At 39.5% G+C, this 16084-nt stretch carries 17 protein-coding genes and 5 pseudogenes; 3 read left to right on the top strand and 19 right to left on the bottom strand.

Annotation, left to right across the window (positions count from 1 at the left end; translation table 11 throughout):
• Nucleotides 1-33: 33 nt before the first annotated feature.
• From JCM13188_RS17550 to gnd, 8 genes are all read right to left on the bottom strand, one after another.
• Nucleotides 34-225 carry a hypothetical protein gene (locus JCM13188_RS17550; RefSeq protein WP_279401258.1) on the bottom strand — a complete coding sequence of 64 codons (192 nt, stop codon included), beginning with the start codon at nt 223-225 and terminating at the stop codon, nt 34-36.
• Between the two features lie 77 nt (nt 226-302).
• Nucleotides 303-566 carry an HPr family phosphocarrier protein gene (locus JCM13188_RS02185; RefSeq protein ID WP_054751803.1) on the bottom strand — a complete coding sequence of 88 codons (264 nt, stop codon included), beginning with the start codon at nt 564-566 and terminating at the stop codon, nt 303-305.
• A gap of 24 nt (nt 567-590) precedes the next feature.
• Nucleotides 591-1739, bottom strand: a complete 1149-nt coding sequence (dgoD, locus tag JCM13188_RS02190) for a galactonate dehydratase (protein ID WP_054751805.1) — start codon at nt 1737-1739, stop codon at nt 591-593.
• Between the two features lies 1 nt (nt 1740).
• Entirely contained in the window at nt 1741-2388 is a 648-nt protein-coding gene (locus JCM13188_RS02195) for a bifunctional 4-hydroxy-2-oxoglutarate aldolase/2-dehydro-3-deoxy-phosphogluconate aldolase (protein ID WP_054751808.1), read from the bottom strand.
• Nucleotides 2389-2593: 205 nt separating this feature from the next.
• Nucleotides 2594-3874 (bottom strand): TRAP transporter large permease, encoded by a 1281-nt coding sequence (locus JCM13188_RS02200; protein ID WP_054751810.1) that lies wholly within the window; start codon nt 3872-3874, stop codon nt 2594-2596.
• Nucleotides 3849-4409, bottom strand: coding sequence for a TRAP transporter small permease (locus JCM13188_RS02205; protein ID WP_054751811.1), 561 nt, complete (start codon nt 4407-4409; stop codon nt 3849-3851). Before JCM13188_RS02205 ends, JCM13188_RS02200 begins: the two co-directional genes overlap by 26 nt.
• Nucleotides 4410-4539: 130 nt before the next feature.
• A complete protein-coding gene (locus tag JCM13188_RS02210; RefSeq protein WP_054751813.1) occupies nt 4540-5598 on the bottom strand; it encodes a TRAP transporter substrate-binding protein in 1059 nt (352 codons plus the stop codon).
• 37 nt (nt 5599-5635) lie between these two features.
• Complete coding sequence (gene gnd, locus JCM13188_RS02215) at nt 5636-6532, bottom strand: phosphogluconate dehydrogenase (NAD(+)-dependent, decarboxylating) (protein ID WP_054751815.1); 897 nt, start codon at nt 6530-6532, stop codon at nt 5636-5638.
• Between the two features lie 181 nt (nt 6533-6713).
• Here gnd and JCM13188_RS02220 point away from each other — a divergent pair, with 181 nt between their 5' ends.
• The 3 genes and pseudogenes from JCM13188_RS02220 to JCM13188_RS17560 all read left to right on the top strand — a co-directional run bounded on the left by JCM13188_RS02220 (nt 6714) and on the right by JCM13188_RS17560 (nt 9045).
• Entirely contained in the window at nt 6714-7571 is an 858-nt protein-coding gene (locus JCM13188_RS02220) for a MurR/RpiR family transcriptional regulator (RefSeq protein ID WP_054751817.1), read from the top strand.
• A 12-nt stretch (nt 7572-7583) separates the two neighbouring features.
• Nucleotides 7584-8238: pseudogene (locus JCM13188_RS17555) on the top strand (FGGY family carbohydrate kinase); the annotation flags it as partial.
• A complete protein-coding gene (locus JCM13188_RS17560) occupies nt 8233-9045 on the top strand; it encodes an FGGY-family carbohydrate kinase (RefSeq protein ID WP_279401278.1) in 813 nt (270 codons plus the stop codon). The pseudogene JCM13188_RS17555 and the gene JCM13188_RS17560, both read left to right, overlap by 6 nt.
• Before the next feature lie 383 nt (nt 9046-9428).
• Here the strand turns inward: JCM13188_RS17560 and JCM13188_RS02230 are convergent, their stop codons facing one another.
• The 11 genes and pseudogenes from JCM13188_RS02230 to JCM13188_RS02270 form a co-directional block, all read right to left on the bottom strand.
• Nucleotides 9429-9989 carry an N-acetylmuramoyl-L-alanine amidase family protein gene (locus tag JCM13188_RS02230; RefSeq protein ID WP_054751818.1) on the bottom strand — a complete coding sequence of 187 codons (561 nt, stop codon included), beginning with the start codon at nt 9987-9989 and terminating at the stop codon, nt 9429-9431.
• A 71-nt stretch (nt 9990-10060) separates the two neighbouring features.
• The gene (locus JCM13188_RS17565) at nt 10061-10228 is read right to left on the bottom strand and encodes a hypothetical protein (protein ID WP_279401259.1); all 168 of its coding nucleotides are present in this window, start codon (nt 10226-10228) and stop codon (nt 10061-10063) included.
• Nucleotides 10225-10482 (bottom strand): SH3 domain-containing protein, encoded by a 258-nt coding sequence (locus tag JCM13188_RS02235; protein ID WP_054751820.1) that lies wholly within the window; start codon nt 10480-10482, stop codon nt 10225-10227. Before JCM13188_RS02235 ends, JCM13188_RS17565 begins: the two co-directional genes overlap by 4 nt.
• Nucleotides 10479-11485: pseudogene (locus tag JCM13188_RS02240) on the bottom strand (N-acetylmuramoyl-L-alanine amidase family protein). Before JCM13188_RS02240 ends, JCM13188_RS02235 begins: the two are co-directional and overlap by 4 nt.
• A 194-nt stretch (nt 11486-11679) precedes the next feature.
• Nucleotides 11680-12313 (bottom strand): annotated as a pseudogene (locus JCM13188_RS17570) (fumarylacetoacetate hydrolase family protein); the annotation flags it as partial.
• Complete coding sequence (locus JCM13188_RS21650; RefSeq protein WP_054751826.1) at nt 12265-12522, bottom strand: hypothetical protein; 258 nt, start codon at nt 12520-12522, stop codon at nt 12265-12267. The gene JCM13188_RS21650 and the pseudogene JCM13188_RS17570, both read right to left, overlap by 49 nt.
• Nucleotides 12523-12542: 20 nt before the next feature.
• Nucleotides 12543-13369 (bottom strand): annotated as a pseudogene (locus JCM13188_RS02255) (aldo/keto reductase).
• 143 nt (nt 13370-13512) lie between these two features.
• A pseudogene (locus tag JCM13188_RS02260) lies at nt 13513-14045 on the bottom strand (chromate transporter).
• Nucleotides 14042-14548 carry a chromate transporter gene (locus JCM13188_RS02265; protein ID WP_054751828.1) on the bottom strand — a complete coding sequence of 169 codons (507 nt, stop codon included), beginning with the start codon at nt 14546-14548 and terminating at the stop codon, nt 14042-14044. The pseudogene JCM13188_RS02260 and the gene JCM13188_RS02265 overlap by 4 nt, the downstream one beginning before the upstream one ends.
• A gap of 530 nt (nt 14549-15078) precedes the next feature.
• Nucleotides 15079-15246: a hypothetical protein gene (locus JCM13188_RS20270; RefSeq protein WP_369404776.1), complete on the bottom strand. Its 168-nt coding sequence runs from the start codon at nt 15244-15246 to the stop codon at nt 15079-15081.
• Nucleotides 15228-16070, bottom strand: a complete 843-nt coding sequence (locus tag JCM13188_RS02270; protein WP_369404777.1) for a C-terminal binding protein — start codon at nt 16068-16070, stop codon at nt 15228-15230. The genes JCM13188_RS20270 and JCM13188_RS02270 overlap by 19 nt, the downstream gene beginning before the upstream one ends.
• Nucleotides 16071-16084: the final 14 nt, after the last annotated feature.

Raw genomic sequence — 16084 nt, forward strand, 5'->3', positions numbered from 1 at the left:
TAATCGCTATAATAGCAAACAGTAAAACAAAATTTACGAGGACAATGATGGAAAATTCGCCACCAAAATTTTCATCATAAAAGCTTGAAACACTAAAAATGGGATGAAAACATAAATGGTGACAGCTGAGACAGGTTTGACGTCTAGCTTTTTCCACATTTGTAATAAGTACCCGATTATAAACACACTTATAATTGGCAGCACAACTTGAAGAAAGATCCCCATAAGTACACCAGCTTCCTATCAAATATCTTGATGTTTAATCAAAAGGAAAGCGCCTGATTACAGACGCTCCCACAAAACTATTGATTTAAAAAATCTTTAATCGCTTCTAACGCTTCTTTAGCATCCGGCCCTTCACAAATAATCGTCACTTCATCATCACCTGACAACTGAAGATTTATTAAGCCTAGGATACTTTTTAAATTCGCTTCTCTCATACTACCATGAACATTCTTTTTTAAAAATATCTCTGCATCATATTTTTGTATTAACTGACTTAAATCCATAATCGTTTGAGCATCAGTCAACTGAATGCGAATATTCTCACTAATGGTTTCTGACATAAGAGCACCTCCAAATTGAATTGATTACCACTCGGCAACGGTTCCGTCTTGATGTCTCCACACAGGGTTGCGCCAGCGATGACCTTTTTCAGCCATTTCTTTAACATAATCTTCATTAATCGTAATTCCTAGCCCAGGACCTTGAGGCAACTTCACATGTCCGTTTTGATAGTCAAAAACGGATCGGTCTTCAATATAGTCTAACAAGTCGTTACCTTTATTATAATGAATGCCTAAGCTTTGTTCCTGAATAAACGCGTTATGACTTGTCGCATCCACTTGTAAACACGCAGCAAGCGCAATTGGACCAAGTGGACAGTGAGGAGCTAACCCCATATCATAAGCTTCAGCCATGCTTGCAATTTTCTTAACCTCTGTAATACCACCAGCATGTGATAAATCCGGCTGTATAATATCAACGTAACCATCTTCAAAAAGAGGTTTAAAATCCCATCTTGAATACATTCGTTCACCTGTCGCAATTGGGGTGGCTGTATGATTCGCAATATCTCTTAATGCTTCATTATGCTCAGGAAGAACGGGTTCTTCAATGAACATAAGCCTGAATGGTTCAAGTTCCTTTGCTAACATTTTAGCCATTGGTTTATGAACTCGTCCATGAAAATCAATACCGATTCCGATGTTTGGCCCTACTGCATCTCGAACAGCTCGAACGCGTTCGACAACTTGATCCAGTTTATCGTGCGTATCGATATACTGAAGCTCTTCAGTTCCGTTCATTTTAATCGCATGAAAACCTTTGTCTACAACTTCCTTTGCAGCCGCTCCAACGTCAGACGGCCTATCACCGCCAATCCATGAATATACCTTAATGGACTCACGGCAAGCACCACCCATCAACTCATAAATAGGCGCGTTATAATACTTACCTTTAATATCCCATAACGCCTGATCAATTCCTGCAATCGCACTCATTAAAATAGGGCCTCCGCGATAAAAGCCAGCACGATACATAACATTCCAATGGTCTTCAATATGAAGAGGGTTTTTTCCTATTAAATAGTCTTCAAGTTCATGAACCGCAGCTTGAACTGTTTCAGCGCGCCCTTCAATGACAGGTTCACCCCAGCCAACGATACCTTCATCTGTCTCAATTTTTAAGAAGCACCACCTCGGCGGCACGACATACGTCGTTAGCTTTGTAATTTTCACTTTATGCACCCCTTCCTTTACCGACCTCAGTTTTAAACGCTTCAGCTTTCGCTTTAAGACCAGCCCAGTCTTCTTGTTCGATTAAAGTTTTATCAATTAAAGATCCGCCAATTCCAACAGCAACGGCCCCATTTCGTATGAAGGATGCTGTATTATCAACATTCACACCACCTGTTGGAACCATCGGAATATGACCTAATGGGCCTTGCAGATCTTTTAAGTATTTTGGACCAACCGCTGATGCAGGGAAAATTTTCACAACATCAGCGCCGACACGGTGAGCCTTAACCATTTCAGTTGGTGTTAAAACACCAGGAATCGAAATAACGTCACGGTCCGCACTCACATTAACAACATCCTCATCAAAAGATGGTGAAAAAATAAACTGCGCCCCTGCATCTATTGCTTGAGTCGCTTCCTCAACAGTCAATACCGTACCGGCACCAATTAAAGCTTGATCATTAAAATGGTCTCTTAATTCCTTAATGGACTGGTAAGCATCTTCACTATCAACCGTAAGCTCAAGCACATTAACTCCAGCACTCACTAGCGTTTCAACTAACGGAAATAATTTGGTCTTTGGGACACGTCTTAGTACCGCAACAACGCCTGATTCCTTAAGTCGCTTTAGGTCTTCCAACTTACTCATATCATGCACTCCTTAGATGTTAAATAAGATATCTATGTGACAGGCGGCGCTTTCCGCGGGCACGACTCGAGCCTCCTCGAGCTCATACTTCGCTCTGTGGGGTCTCGAGACTCGTGCTTTTCCCGCAGGAGTCGCCGCCATCATTCAACAACTGTTATATAAAAGCAACTGACAGAATGGTCATGACCACTCTGTCAGCTAATGGTTAGTCTCCAAATGAGATTAACCATAATGAAATTTCAGGTATAAACACGATCATTAAGACAGAGAACACCATTGCGAAGAAAAAAGGTATAACAGCCTTCGAAATCCGTTCAATCGAGAGACCTGAGATTCCCGATGCAACGAACAAGTTAACCCCAAGCGGTGGAGTAATGAATCCAATCGCAAGACTCACAACCATGATGATACCAAAGTGAATCGGATCATACCCAATATTTGAGGCAATTGGAAGTAAGATTGGCGTTAAAATAATGATCGCGGCTATTGTATCCATGAAACAACCAACTAGTAATAATAGGGCTGTAATCAGTAGAATTAGAATAATTTTACTATCAGTTAAGGCTAACATCCACTGAGCGATCTGATTTGGAATTTGTTCAATCGTTAATAGCTTACCAAATGCATTTGCCGTACCAACGATAATTAATACTGTTGCCGTTGTTAAAGAAGAATCAGCAATGATTTTTGGTAAGTGTTTAATTTTCAACTCTCTGTGTAGGAATAAGCCTACAAGCATTCCATAAACAACTGCTACAACAGCTGCTTCTGTTGGTGTGAAATAACCACCATAGATTCCACCTAAAATAATAATTGGTATGATCATCGCCCATTTAGCATCCCAAAACGTGTTCAGAATATGGCTAAACGTTACCTTCTCAAGCGTACCTTTGTAACCTTTCTTCTTCGAGTAAATATACGCCCACGCCATTAGACCAACAGCAACTAAAATACCAGGTAAAATCCCAGCGATAAACATATCACCGACTGATGCACCACCAGTTACACCGTAGATGACCATCGGAATACTTGGCGGAATAATAACACCGAGCGAGCCTGCTGCTGCAACGGTTGCCGTCGCAAATGGCTTATCATACCCTTTACGGACCATTGCTGGAATCATAATTGAACCAATCGCTGCAACGGTTGCAGGACCAGAACCTGAAATCGCTGCAAAGAACATACAAGTGATAATAGTCGCTATCGCGAAGCCACCTGTTTTACTACCAACGAGTGCGTTTGCGAAATTGAATAACCGCTCCGAAATACCACCTTTACCCATGATCTCTCCTGCTAAAATAAAGAATGGTACCGCCATGATCGGGAATGAATCCAATGACGTAATTAATTCCTTCATTAAGAAGAGGATTGGAACAGATTCAGAATACATAATCGTAACTAGCGTTGAGATCCCTAACGCAATTCCAATCGGAACACTTAGAAGTAATAATAATGCGAAACTACCGAACAGGACCGTTACTGTCATCTGTTAACTCCTCCTCTTCTTCTAAAATTCTTTCTCGTTCGTCAGCGACGTCTATTTCTTTTTTACCAATAAGCATGAGCACTTGATGATACATATTTTGCAAGAGACGGATTACAGTAAGTCCCATACCAATTGGTGCTGCTAAATAAACAATTCCCATTTCAACCTGTAAGGCAGGTGACTTTTGCCCAAGTCTTAATAAGTTAGAAGAAATTTCTGAACCGTAATAAACCACTAATGCTGCAAACACTAGGAATAAAATATTCGCAATGAGTGATAATACAATTTTCCATTTATCTTTTAATAAAACTAACATGACATCTACTTTGATATGCCTTTGTTTCTTAACGCCATAACTAATACCGATATAAACAAGCCATATAAAGCAGTAACGACCTAATTCTTCAGACCAAGAAAGAGAATTTCCCGTCTCCCTCATTACAACTTGTAGAAAAATAACCGCAGTCATAACCGATCCTAAAATAACGAGCAGCCATTCTTCTAAATGTTGTTCAATTTTCTTTAAAATGACCATGTTTTCACCTCAATGCTTACCAATTTCCCCGTATTATAAAGTTTTAAATAATAAGGCAAAACTCTTGCCACCCAATTGGGCAGCAAGAGTTTAGGTGGGGCACCTGTTGTTATATCATGTGATTGATCAATTATTCTGCTTTAGCTTCCTCTACAGCTTTCATAATGCCGTCAACTGTTTCTGCTCCGATATCACTCTTAAATTCTTCGATAACAGGCTGAACAGCATCTACCATTTTCTGACGCTCTTCATCGCTAATTTCTGAATACTCCATACCTTCTTCTTGTAAATTCTTTAGGTATTTAGCGTTAGCTTCACGGTTTAGTTTGATCTGATGCTTACCAGCTTCTTTAGCTGCAGAACGAACGATTTCTTGCTGTTCTTTAGAAAGTCCATCGTAGAATTGCTTACTCATTAAGAATACGAATGGGCTATAAACATGGTGCGTGTTAGACACGTAATCTTGTACTTCATAGAATTTCTCTAAATAAATTGTTGCGTATGGGTTTTCCTGACCGTCAACTGTACCTTGCTGTAGTGCAGTGAATAATTCAGTAAATGCCATTGGTGTTGGGTTCGCACCTAATGCTTTAAATGCTTCAAGGTGTAGGTCATTTTCCATAGTACGGATTTTTAGACCTTCAAAATCTTCAATTGTTTTAACAGGACGTACGCTATTTGTTAGGTCACGGAAACCGTTTTCCCAGTAAGCTAGTCCAACTAAGTCTTTCTCTTCAAGCTTTTTAAGTAGACCCTGTGCTACATCACCAGCTAACACTTTGTCTGCTACTTCTTCGCTTGGGAATAAGAATGGAATATCGAATACACTGAATTCTGGAACAAAGTTAGCAATAGGTGCTGTCGATGGAATTGTTACTTCCTGAGTACCTAATTGTAATGCTTCAGTCATCGTACGGTCGTCACCTAGCTGACCACTATGATAAGTTTCCACTTTAATCGCACCATCAGTTTCTTTTTCAACAATCTCTTTAAATTTTAGTAGTCCTTTGTACTGTGGGTGCTCAGAGTTTAGACCAATACCAGCTCGGATCACCTTTTCGCCACCTTCTGACTCTGAAGCGCTTTCATTTTCACCATTCTGTCCTTCACTTTCGCTATCTCCACCACCACAAGCAACTAATACAAATGCTAGTAGTGATAAAGCAAATAAAGTCATTAACTTTTTCACTTCATACAACCCCTTTAATAAATTTTTATAAATAAAATTATTTCTTCACAACTTCATGTCCACCAAATTCGTTTCTTAATGCTGCAACCACTTTACCAGAGAACGTGTCATCTTCCTGCGAACGATAGCGCATCATAAGTGACATCGCGATCACTGGCGCAGCCATTTCAAACTCGATGGCGCTTTCAACAGTCCATTTACCTTCACCTGATGAGTTCATAACGCCTTTAATGGATTCTAAGTTGCCATCTTTAGAGAACGCGTTTTGCATGAGCTCAATCAACCATGAGCGTATGACAGAACCATTGTTCCAAACTTTTGATACCGCTTCATAATCATAGTCAAATGGACTCTTCTCAAGAATTTCAAACCCTTCAGCAATGGCTTGCATCATGCCATATTCAATTCCATTGTGAACCATCTTTAAGAAGTGGCCACTCCCACTACGGCCCGTGTAAAGGTAACCGTTTTCAACTGCGGTGTCTTTGAAGATTGGCTCGATTTGTTTAAACTGTTCCTGGTCCCCACCAATCATGTAGTTTCCACCATGACGAGCTCCTTCAGTACCACCACTTGTTCCTACATCGAAAAGGAAAATTCCCTTTTCCTGTAGCGACTCTGCAAGACGAAGGCTATCTTTATAGTTGGAGTTACCACCATCTATCACTCGATCACCCTCATCAAGCACATGCTTGAGCTGATCAACTACCTGATCGGTAACCTCTCCAGCTGGAACCATAACCCAAACGGTTCTTGGTTTCTCAAGCTTGTTTACCAGTTCGTCCAAACTGTTAGCTGGTGTTGCTCCAGCCTCAGCGATGCTCTGGACTTGGTCTTTATTTACGTCATTAGCTACAACCTGATGTCCATGGTCCATGAGATTTAATGCTAAGTTATATCCCATTTTCCCAAGACCAATTAATCCAACTTGCATTTGGTAACTCCTTTCTCGAAACAATATGAAAATTTTTTTTTCTCAACTTTGATTATACAATAAATTTTTCTTACATCAATACTTTTATTAAAATTTTTTTCACATTTATCTCTTCATTTTGAAAAAAAATTTCGTTTAGGCTATTATTATAGTAGTAAAGTTATAGTGCGGAGGTTTTATCATGACTGAACAATCTCAAAAATTTGTTCTCAATCGAATCAGAGGATCGATGAGTCAATTTAGTGAAAAAGAAAAGCAAATAGCTACATATATTTTGCGTAACCCTCAACTAATTATCCATACAACCATTAATCAGGTAGCAGATGATCTCGGAATAGCTGAGGCAACGGTATTTAGGTTTTGTAGACGATTAGGTTTTAAAGGCTATCAGGCATTAAAAATTGCACTTGCAGCCGAGGTTGTAGCACCTATTGAAGATATTCACGAGGAAATTAGTGAAGATGATTCAGTTCTTGAGATCACTGAAAAAGTCTTCCAATCAAATATTCAGGCGATTGAGCGCACCAAAGAAATTCAAAACGGCAACACACTGGAACAAGTCATTGATCGCATAATAAAATCTGATTGCGTTTATTTTTTTGGAAATGGTGGCTCTGGCATTGTGGCGCAAGATGCTCAGCATAAGTTTTTAAGAATCGGCGTCAATGCTCATGCCTACGCTGATACGCATTTGCAGCTCATGGCAACATCTCAAATGACCAAAAATAACATCGCCTTTTTTATTTCACATACAGGGGCGAATATTGACTTATTAGATGTGGTTGAAATGGCAAAGGAACGAGGCGTCTTTACAGTTGCCATCACAAACTTCGCAAAATCACCACTCTCTGAAGCAGTTGACGTACCGTTATACACGGTGTCAGAGGAAACAGAGTATCGCTCAGAAGCTTTAGCTTCAAGAATCGCGGAACTCAGCATCATTGACGCACTTTATGTCAATTATCATATTAAAACATTAGAAAAATCCACTTCGGCTGTGAATCGTATGCGACAAGCCATCTCAAAAAAACGTTTATAAAGGATGTTTTCAATGACATGCATACTAGGTTTAGACATCGGAACAACAAGTGCAAAAGCAGTTTTATTTGATTTAAATGGAAAGGTATTATCAGAAAGTGAAAAACCTTACCCAATCCTTCACCCTGAAGCTGGCTGGGCTGAACAGGACCCTGCTCAGATAGAGAAAGCTACAATTGAGGCTATTCGTGAAACCGTCTATGAACATTCAGACAATCTAATTGGAATTGGCTTTTCAACGGCTATGCATTCCTTGATTGCGATGAATCAGAACGGTCAGCCATTATCGAATGCTATTATTTGGGCGGATAAACGAAGCTCGGACGAATCACCCGAGATCTCATCAAGCATCTATTTGAACACAGGCACACCGCTTCATCCGATGAGTCCACTAGCTAAATTAAAATGGCTGAATAAATATGAGGTTGAGTATTACCAAAAGCCGATTTTTTGTTTCAGTAAAAGAGTACTTGATTTATCGCTGGTTTGGTGAAAAAATCGTCGACTATTCAATGGCTGCTGCAACAGGTCTGTTTAACATTCATGAACTTAAATGGGATGAGGCAGCCTTAAAAGAAGCTCACTTATCTAAAGATCAATTGTTTGAGCCCGTTTCACCTTATACCTCTTTAACGAATATGCGCAAAGAAACTGCAGAACAAATGGGGATTAACCGACACACACCAATTGTGTTGGCCGGAAGCGATGGTCCACTAGCCAACCTCGGAATTGGAGCGATTAATCCTGGTGAAACTGCCATTACAATTGGAACAAGCGGTGCGATTCGTCAGTTTTCAAGTGAACCGTTACTTGATTCGAAGCAAGAAATTTTCTCTTATTCATTTACAAAAGACTCTTGGATTACCGGCGGGCCGACGAATAACGGAGGGATCGTTTTAAAGTGGGTTCAGGATTTACTGTCAACCGAACATCACCTTCTCTCCATGGATGAGATGACGCAGCTAGCGAAAACAGTTGAAGCAGGTTCTGAAAAACTATTATTTATGCCTTATTTAAACGGTGAGCGTGCTCCGTTTTGGGATGCCAAGGCAAAAGGTAGCTATATTGGATTACAGCCACACCATCAAAAACAACACCTTATTCGGGCAAGTATGGAAGGTGTTATTTACTCGATCTATCACATTGGTCACGTTTTGGAACGATTAGGGAATCATCACGAAACACTCTTCGCAAGTGGTGGTTTCGCCCGTTCTTCCCTTTGGTTACAAATGTTGGCTGATACATTTGGAAAACCTGTTAAAGTACCTGAAAGTCATCAAAGCTCTGCTTGGGGCGCGGCCTGGGTTGCATTATGTGCGATTCAGAACTATCAGCTTGAAGATATTAAACAGTCGATTCCGATGAAAACAGAAATTGAACCTGATTTAGCGAATCATCAAACGTATCAAGAGCTATTTGATATTTATCAAGGGTTGTATGAACAACTAAAAGATACATTTCATCGGTTAAGTTAAGAAAGAAGGATGGGACAAAAGAAAAATAGCTTTTCTTTAAACGAATATTGAGTGTAATTAGCGTAGTCAAAATGCAAGACTCCTGGTCGGCTAAGGTCGGCCACGTCCTGCGCCTGCGATTACTCGGCGCAAACTTAAGCAAAGAAGTAATGCAAGTAGCATTTGTGGCCAACGCCGACACTAGATCGTCCAGATCGTCGCAGAACAGCACGAGCTGAAAATCACGCCAAACGAACAGGAGAGAGTTTGGCGAAGCCCGCGCCGTGCCTGCGGAAAGCGAAGCATTTTGACACAGCTAAAATGAAGACGAATATTAGGGATTGACCTCTCCTCTAATATTCGTCTTCTTCTAGATTAAACATACTTTGTCCCAGCATCCTTATTTAGTCAAAATACTTTAGAAGACCGTTTTTAATGGCTTCGGCAACTTCTTTATGATAACTTTCACTTTGAATAATCTCTAATTCACTTGGATTCGTAATGAACCCTAACTCTAACAATACAGACGGAGACTTCGTATTCGTTAACACTTTATATAAAGCTTTTTTAGCACCTCGACTTTTAATTGACGGATCATCATCTAAGGCTAGTTTCATAGATTCAGCTAACTCACCGTCTCTATGATAGAACACCGTTGTCCCGCTTACTGTAGAATCATAGAATGAATCATAGTGAAGGCTGACAAATGCATCAGGATTATGCTTTTTACTTATTTCCACTCGTTCTTCTAAAGTTAAGTAATGGTCCTTCTCTCGAGTTAAAATAACCTTCGCACCAGCATCCTTTAGCTTATCCGCTACGACAAGACCAGTATCTAATAATAAATTCTTCTCTAAAACACCACCTACACCGACAGCACCAGCATCTTTTCCGCCATGCCCTAGATCTAGTACGATTTTACGACCTTCTAAAGAATTATCCTTTGATTCTCCTGGTTTCGTCATTAAAAATCCAGCTATCCAGCCTGTTTTGCTATCACCTAAATCAACTTCAACCCAATCACCTTGCTTGCTAACTAAACGAAACTTCTCACCTTTTTTGAGAAATCAATAATCTCATGGTCAACACCTGGACCTGATCGGATATTAATTTGTCCTACGTTAACTTTAATCTTTTTAGATTTCTTAGCAGTATCCGTATTCTTTTCTTTATCGTTTTCCTTTTCTTGTTTAACTTTCTTCAAAAAGTGCATCGACACCCAAACTTCTTCACCATCATAAACGTTTTTGCCCAGCCTGACTTTTCCGCAAACTTTCTTATTTGATCACCTTTACTCAAGACAGCTACGATCGTGGAGTCAGCATTCGGCTTCTCACGAACATTTAAATAATCAGCTGTCACTTCATAGACTGGTTGCTCGTCCGCTTGTACTGTTAGTGTCATAGAAAACAAGATTACTAGACTAAGCACCAGTAAAACTTTCGTAGAAAATTTCATCTACAAACCCTCCCTTTCAATGAGTTGATTCTAGTTATGTCCAATCTCTCAAATAAATAAACATGCGATTGATATTTTTTAAGATTAATAGTTTGTAAGCACAAAAAGAACCGCACTATGAGTTCCATAGTACGGTTTAAACTCTCAATATTAATTAAGTAATCAATCAACCCATTCTTCACAGCATCTGCAATATTTTGCTGGTATTGATTAGTTTGAATGATGGATAAATCAGTAGGATTAGAAATAAAACCTAATTCAATTAAAGCTGAAGGAGCTTCAGTATGAGTTAATACTTTGTAGAACGCAGGTTTGATCCCGCGATTTTTAGTGATGTATAATCGTCTAATGAATGATGTAATGATGATGCAAGGTTTGAGTCATTAAAATAGAATACGGTCGTTCCGCTTGCTGATGAATTTCTGTAGGAATCATAATGAAGGCTGATAAAAGCGTGCGTCAGATATAAATTACTTAATTCAGCTCGTCTTCCCAGGGATAAAAAAGTATCATCTTGACGGGTTAGAATGACAGTGGCACCAGCTTCCCTGAGTTCTTCTGCAACTTTTAAACCAGTTTGTAATAACAAGTCTTTTTCAAAAACTCCGCCAGCACCAATGGCACCGACATCCTTACCACCATGACCAAAATCGAGCACAATATTGTAACCATCTAATGTTGCTGAAGTGGAGTTGATTGGATTACTTGATTGATGATGATTAACTTCTGTCTCACTCGCATGACTGTCTAGCTTTACGAGATAATGTTTAGCAACCCAAACTTCCTGACCATCTAAATAAGTCTTGACCCAACCATAAAACTCTTCAAACACCCTAACTTGATCACCTTCGTCTAATTGGGCCAACACATCTGCTTGGTAAGACGGTCCTTCTCGTACATTCAAGTTATCCGTTGTTACTTGATAGATTTGCTCTTCAGCCTGGATGGTTAAAGGAATAAATATTATGGCTAATAATACGGCTAAATATATAACCTTTTTCATTTATCCACCTCCATTTAATAGTTTTACAATATATTACCGTAAGCTCACTCTAGTAAACTAAAATGGAGTAATTTCATACAAAAAGACTATGTAATAAGTAAATCTAATTATAAAGTTCTATTAATAGTAAAAATCCGTACTTAGATGAGTCATCTAGTACGGATCTTTTTATTGACTAAATAGATAATATTCTACTAACTTACTATAGTATTAGTTAGTGTACCAATTCCTTTAACCTCAATGGAAACAGAGTCTCCTGCCTTCAGAAACTTAGGCGGATTAAAACCTTTACCAACTCCACTTGGGGTCCCCGTTGCGATGATATCTCCTGGTTCCAGAGTCATCCCTTGCGAGAGTATTTCAATAAGTTTTGCTACTGAAAAAATCATATCTTTCGTGTTGCCATTCTGTCTAACTTCGTCATTGATCTTCGTCACGATTGACAGTTCTTGTACATCCTCAATCTCATCAGCAGTTACAATATATGGACCCATAGGCGCAAAGGTATCCAAGGACTTCCCTTTAAAGAATTGCTGGTGCTTCTTCTGAAGATCACGAGCTGTTATATCATTCATGATAGTATACCCAAACACATAATCTAAGGCGTTTCCTTAGTAATATTTATTCCTTTTTGCCAATAATGACGGCTAGTTCACCTTCATAATCTAACTGTTCTGTTACATGGGAATGAGCCTTTACAGGTTGTCCATCTCCAATCACACTAGATGGCGACTTCGTAAATACAACCGGATCTTTTGGAATCGAATTAGGATCATTCGTCATTTCCATGGCATGTTCAGAATAGTTCTTCCCAATACACATGATGTTTTATTTGGTCGATATGGAGGTAAAATTTCCACCTCATCAAGCTTTACAAACTTAGTCAGATCTTGTTCCAGGTTTAAGTGATGAAAATTTTCGATGATGGAACCCATATTAGGGAAAAACTGAATCAGATGATCTGAATAATAAATTCCATCTTCTTTTAGTACGCCCCAGTAAGTCGTATCTTGATACTTAAATGTCAATAGCTTCACAGGAAGCAGCCCCTCTCCCATTAATCAAATTCATTTGGATTCATACCTGTACGATCATTTTGATTCATGCGATTAATTTGATCCATTTCATCTTCTGACAAATTAAAATCAAAGATATCTGCATTATCACGAATTCGGCTCGGAGTAACTGATTTAGGGATCGTGATGACATGATTCTGCACATCCCACCTGAGAATGACTTGAGCTGGTGATTTACCGTGTCGTTCGGCAATTTGAGTAATTGTTGGATCTTCAAATAGTCTTCCTCTTTTTAATGGAGACCAAGCTTCCATTTGAATATCCTCTTTGTCACAAAATGTCTTTACTTCTTGTTGTGTAAGGTGTGGATGGTATTCAATTTGGTTAATGACTGGTTTGACATTAGCTTTTGTGAAAAGCTTCTGCAAATGATGAACATGAAAGTTACTCACGCCAATCGATTTAATCACACCTTCTTCATATAAACGCTCCATCGCTTTCCAAGTGTCTTGGAAGTGTTCTTTGACTGGCCAATGAATTAAGTATAGATCAAGATACTCCTGATTGAGTCGTTCTAGACTTCTTTCAAAAGCACGCAATGTTTCATCATAACCTTGTTCATCATTCCAAACTTTGTTGTAATAAACAGATCTTCACGAGCAACATCTGTTTCACGAATTCCCTCGCCTACACCTGTTTCATTACCATAAAATGAAGCTGTGTCGATTAATCGGTAACCATGATTCACTGCAGTTCTTACAGCTTCGACAACTTCTTTTCCTTCTTCTGCTTTATAAACACCAAGCCCGAAACCTGGCATTTCGACTCCGTTGTTTAATTTTATCCGATCCTGTAGAGATTGAATCATCATACATCCTCCTTTTGAATCTAATTATATCGAAACATGAATCAAACGTTCAATCAAATCAATGCTTAATCGACATCTTGGGGAAATTTGAAATATTTCCTCGGAAATATTGTAGAAAATTGAAAAGGCTGTTTCGACAAACATTATGACAGGAACACAGCGCCATAAATTAATGACCCAGCTACAACCCAAGCTGGATGAATTTTCAACTTTTCAAGTAGGAATAAACTGACTCCAACTAAAACTATAGTTTGAACCCAGCCTGCTGATTCGACGGATGAATCAAAGAACTGAAAGGTTAAGAAGCCCATTAAAACAGCAATAATTGGTCTGACGTAAGCCGTAATTCTTTTGACTTTTGGCGAATCTTTGTATTTTGTAAGTAGACCTAATAACAAAATCATTGCAAGTAACGATGGGACAATCGTCGCCAGCAAAGCAACCGTTGAACCTAGAGCTCCAGCTACTTCATAGCCAATATACCCTGCCATTTTTGTTGCAATCGGCCCCGGAAGTGCATTCGCGAGTGCTAACACTTCCCCAAATCCGTTGTTGTCATAAACTCATAATTTTTAACAACTTCATGTTCCACAAGGGGAATTGACGCAGGTCCACCACCATAGCCAACAACCCCGGGTATAAGAAAGGCAACAAATAACTCCCATAGTTCCTTCATGATGACTCACCTGCCTTTTGGTTAGGCTTAAAGATCGCAAATAAAATTAGTGCCGCGATCAAGATAGCAGGGTGAACACCCATTATGTACAGAATTGTTCCAACTACAATAAGCATTATTGCATACAACCAACCTAGGTCTTTCTTTGATTTTTTCACAAAAGACCAGGTTAAAGTGAGTAATAGCACTCCAACAACTGGCATGATCGCAGAAGTCATCCCTTGCACAATGCTTGAATCACGGAATTTAATTAAAAATCCGATTAGGAAGATCATAATTAAAACCGTTGGCAAGACAGATGAAATTAGAGCCGATAGCATCCCGATCACTCCGCCGACCCTATAGCCAATATACCCTGCCATTTTAGTTAAAATTGGCCCAGGAAGCGTGTTAGAAATCGCTAGTAAATCACTAAATTCTTCATCCGTCATCCATTTATATGTATCGACAACTTCTTTATAAACTAAAGGGATTGTAGAGGGTCCTCCACCATATCCCAGCATGCTAGATCGAAAAAAAACTGATAAAAATATCTTTCTGCAACGTCCAGTTCATGTCGTTCACCTCATCTTTACGTATTATATCACGGTGATGAACGCGATGAAAATTTAGGGTAATGTCTCTCTATCGATGCGCTTGTGCCCTCTAACTACATTTGCCGTTTCCCTATCGACATTCGCAGCTTCCCTATTTACATTTTGACGCTCCCCTATTGACACTCTGACGCTCCCTATTGACATTCAACTCTCCCTAATGACGTTCATGCATTTTCTATTAACATTTATGTGTGATTTCAGCATCATAGAGACAAAACTTTAGCTCATGCGAACAATTTAGCCGTATATACGAACACTTTCCCTTGGAATGCGAACAATTAACCTGTATATACGGACAATACCTCTGTATATGTGAACAAAATAGACAGAAATATGAACAAATCTCTCAATCATGCGAACAGTTCTAGCTATTATGCAGACAGTCTCCGACTCAGTCCATTAAAAAAGCTATCCAACAAAGGATAGCTTTTCATATATTATTTTTCTTTCAAATCGACGTGGTCCTTAACGTCTTGATTAACTAAGTAAGTCGGGAAATAGCCTGATAGCACATCGGCTACATTTTGTGCTGCTTTACGCTTTAACTCCGCTTCTGATTCAACTGAATAAAAAGCAGAGTGCGGGTTTAAAATGACTTGGTCCATGTTAAGGAATGGATGGCCTCAGGAATTGGTTCGGTCTCAAGCACGTCTAACCCAGCACCTGCGATTTCTCCATTTTCTAGTGCTTCAACTAGCGCATCCTCATCGATGACTGGCCCGCGTGCTGTGTTAATGATAAACGCATGCTCTTTCATCTTTTTAAATGCATCGTGACTGACAAGTTTCTCGGTATGCTCATTTAATGGAAGGTGAACAGATACATAATCAGACTGCTCATACAGCGTATCAAGCTCAGCTAGTTGAACATTCATAGATTCCGCTACTTCTTCCGGCACAAATGGGTCATAAGCAATCACGTTAATGCCAAATGCCTGCGCCTTCTCGGTTAATCGCTGAGGAATGTTGCCAAAACCAATTAAACCAAGCGTACTGCCACGCATGCGGTAAATTGGAATGGCCACTTTATAGTCCCAGTTTCCATTTTTCACTTCATTGTTCATCAGCGTCACTTTACGCACACTAGATAACAATAAAGCCATTGCGTGATCCGAAACCTCATCTAAGCAGTAGTCGGTTACGTTTGAAACTACCACCCCACGTTCAGTTGCGGCATCAAGATCAACCGTATTGAACCCGATTCCGTAACGAGCGACTATTTTTAAGTTAGGAAGGTTTTCAATAACCTTACGAGAGATGGGTGCATACTGATTCAGAATGGCATCTGCATCATGACACCTTTCAATCACTTCATCCTCCGTTTGGCATTGTTCAAGTGTTAGCTCAATTCCCATTTGTTCAAGCACTTCTTTTTCTGGGGCAAATGTATGGTAATTGTAATCTGTCACGACAACTTTAAATTGACTCATAAGTCATACTCCTT

It is taken from the genome of Piscibacillus salipiscarius JCM 13188, from assembly GCF_001311865.1.
GTDB lineage: Bacteria > Bacillota > Bacilli > Bacillales > Alkalibacillaceae > Piscibacillus > Piscibacillus salipiscarius.

Coding starts and splice junctions, on each gene's coding strand:
- JCM13188_RS17550 (WP_279401258.1), bottom strand. CDS start 225: ATGGGGATCTTTCTTCAAGTTGTGCTGCCAATTATAAGTGTGTTTATA.
- JCM13188_RS02185 (WP_054751803.1), bottom strand. CDS start 566: ATGTCAGAAACCATTAGTGAGAATATTCGCATTCAGTTGACTGATGCT.
- JCM13188_RS02195 (WP_054751808.1), bottom strand. CDS start 2,388: ATGAGTAAGTTGGAAGACCTAAAGCGACTTAAGGAATCAGGCGTTGTT.
- JCM13188_RS02200 (WP_054751810.1), bottom strand. CDS start 3,874: ATGACAGTAACGGTCCTGTTCGGTAGTTTCGCATTATTATTACTTCTA.
- JCM13188_RS02205 (WP_054751811.1), bottom strand. CDS start 4,409: ATGGTCATTTTAAAGAAAATTGAACAACATTTAGAAGAATGGCTGCTC.
- gnd (WP_054751815.1), bottom strand. CDS start 6,532: ATGCAAGTTGGATTAATTGGTCTTGGGAAAATGGGATATAACTTAGCA.
- JCM13188_RS02220 (WP_054751817.1), top strand. CDS start 6,714: ATGACTGAACAATCTCAAAAATTTGTTCTCAATCGAATCAGAGGATCG.
- JCM13188_RS17560 (WP_279401278.1), top strand. CDS start 8,233: ATGGGGATTAACCGACACACACCAATTGTGTTGGCCGGAAGCGATGGT.
- JCM13188_RS02230 (WP_054751818.1), bottom strand. CDS start 9,989: ATGACGAAACCAGGAGAATCAAAGGATAATTCTTTAGAAGGTCGTAAA.
- JCM13188_RS02235 (WP_054751820.1), bottom strand. CDS start 10,482: ATGAAATTTTCTACGAAAGTTTTACTGGTGCTTAGTCTAGTAATCTTG.
- JCM13188_RS02265 (WP_054751828.1), bottom strand. CDS start 14,548: ATGCTGGGATATGGTGGAGGACCCTCTACAATCCCTTTAGTTTATAAA.
- JCM13188_RS20270 (WP_369404776.1), bottom strand. CDS start 15,246: ATGGACCAAGTCATTTTAAACCCGCACTCTGCTTTTTATTCAGTTGAA.
- JCM13188_RS02270 (WP_369404777.1), bottom strand. CDS start 16,070: ATGAGTCAATTTAAAGTTGTCGTGACAGATTACAATTACCATACATTT.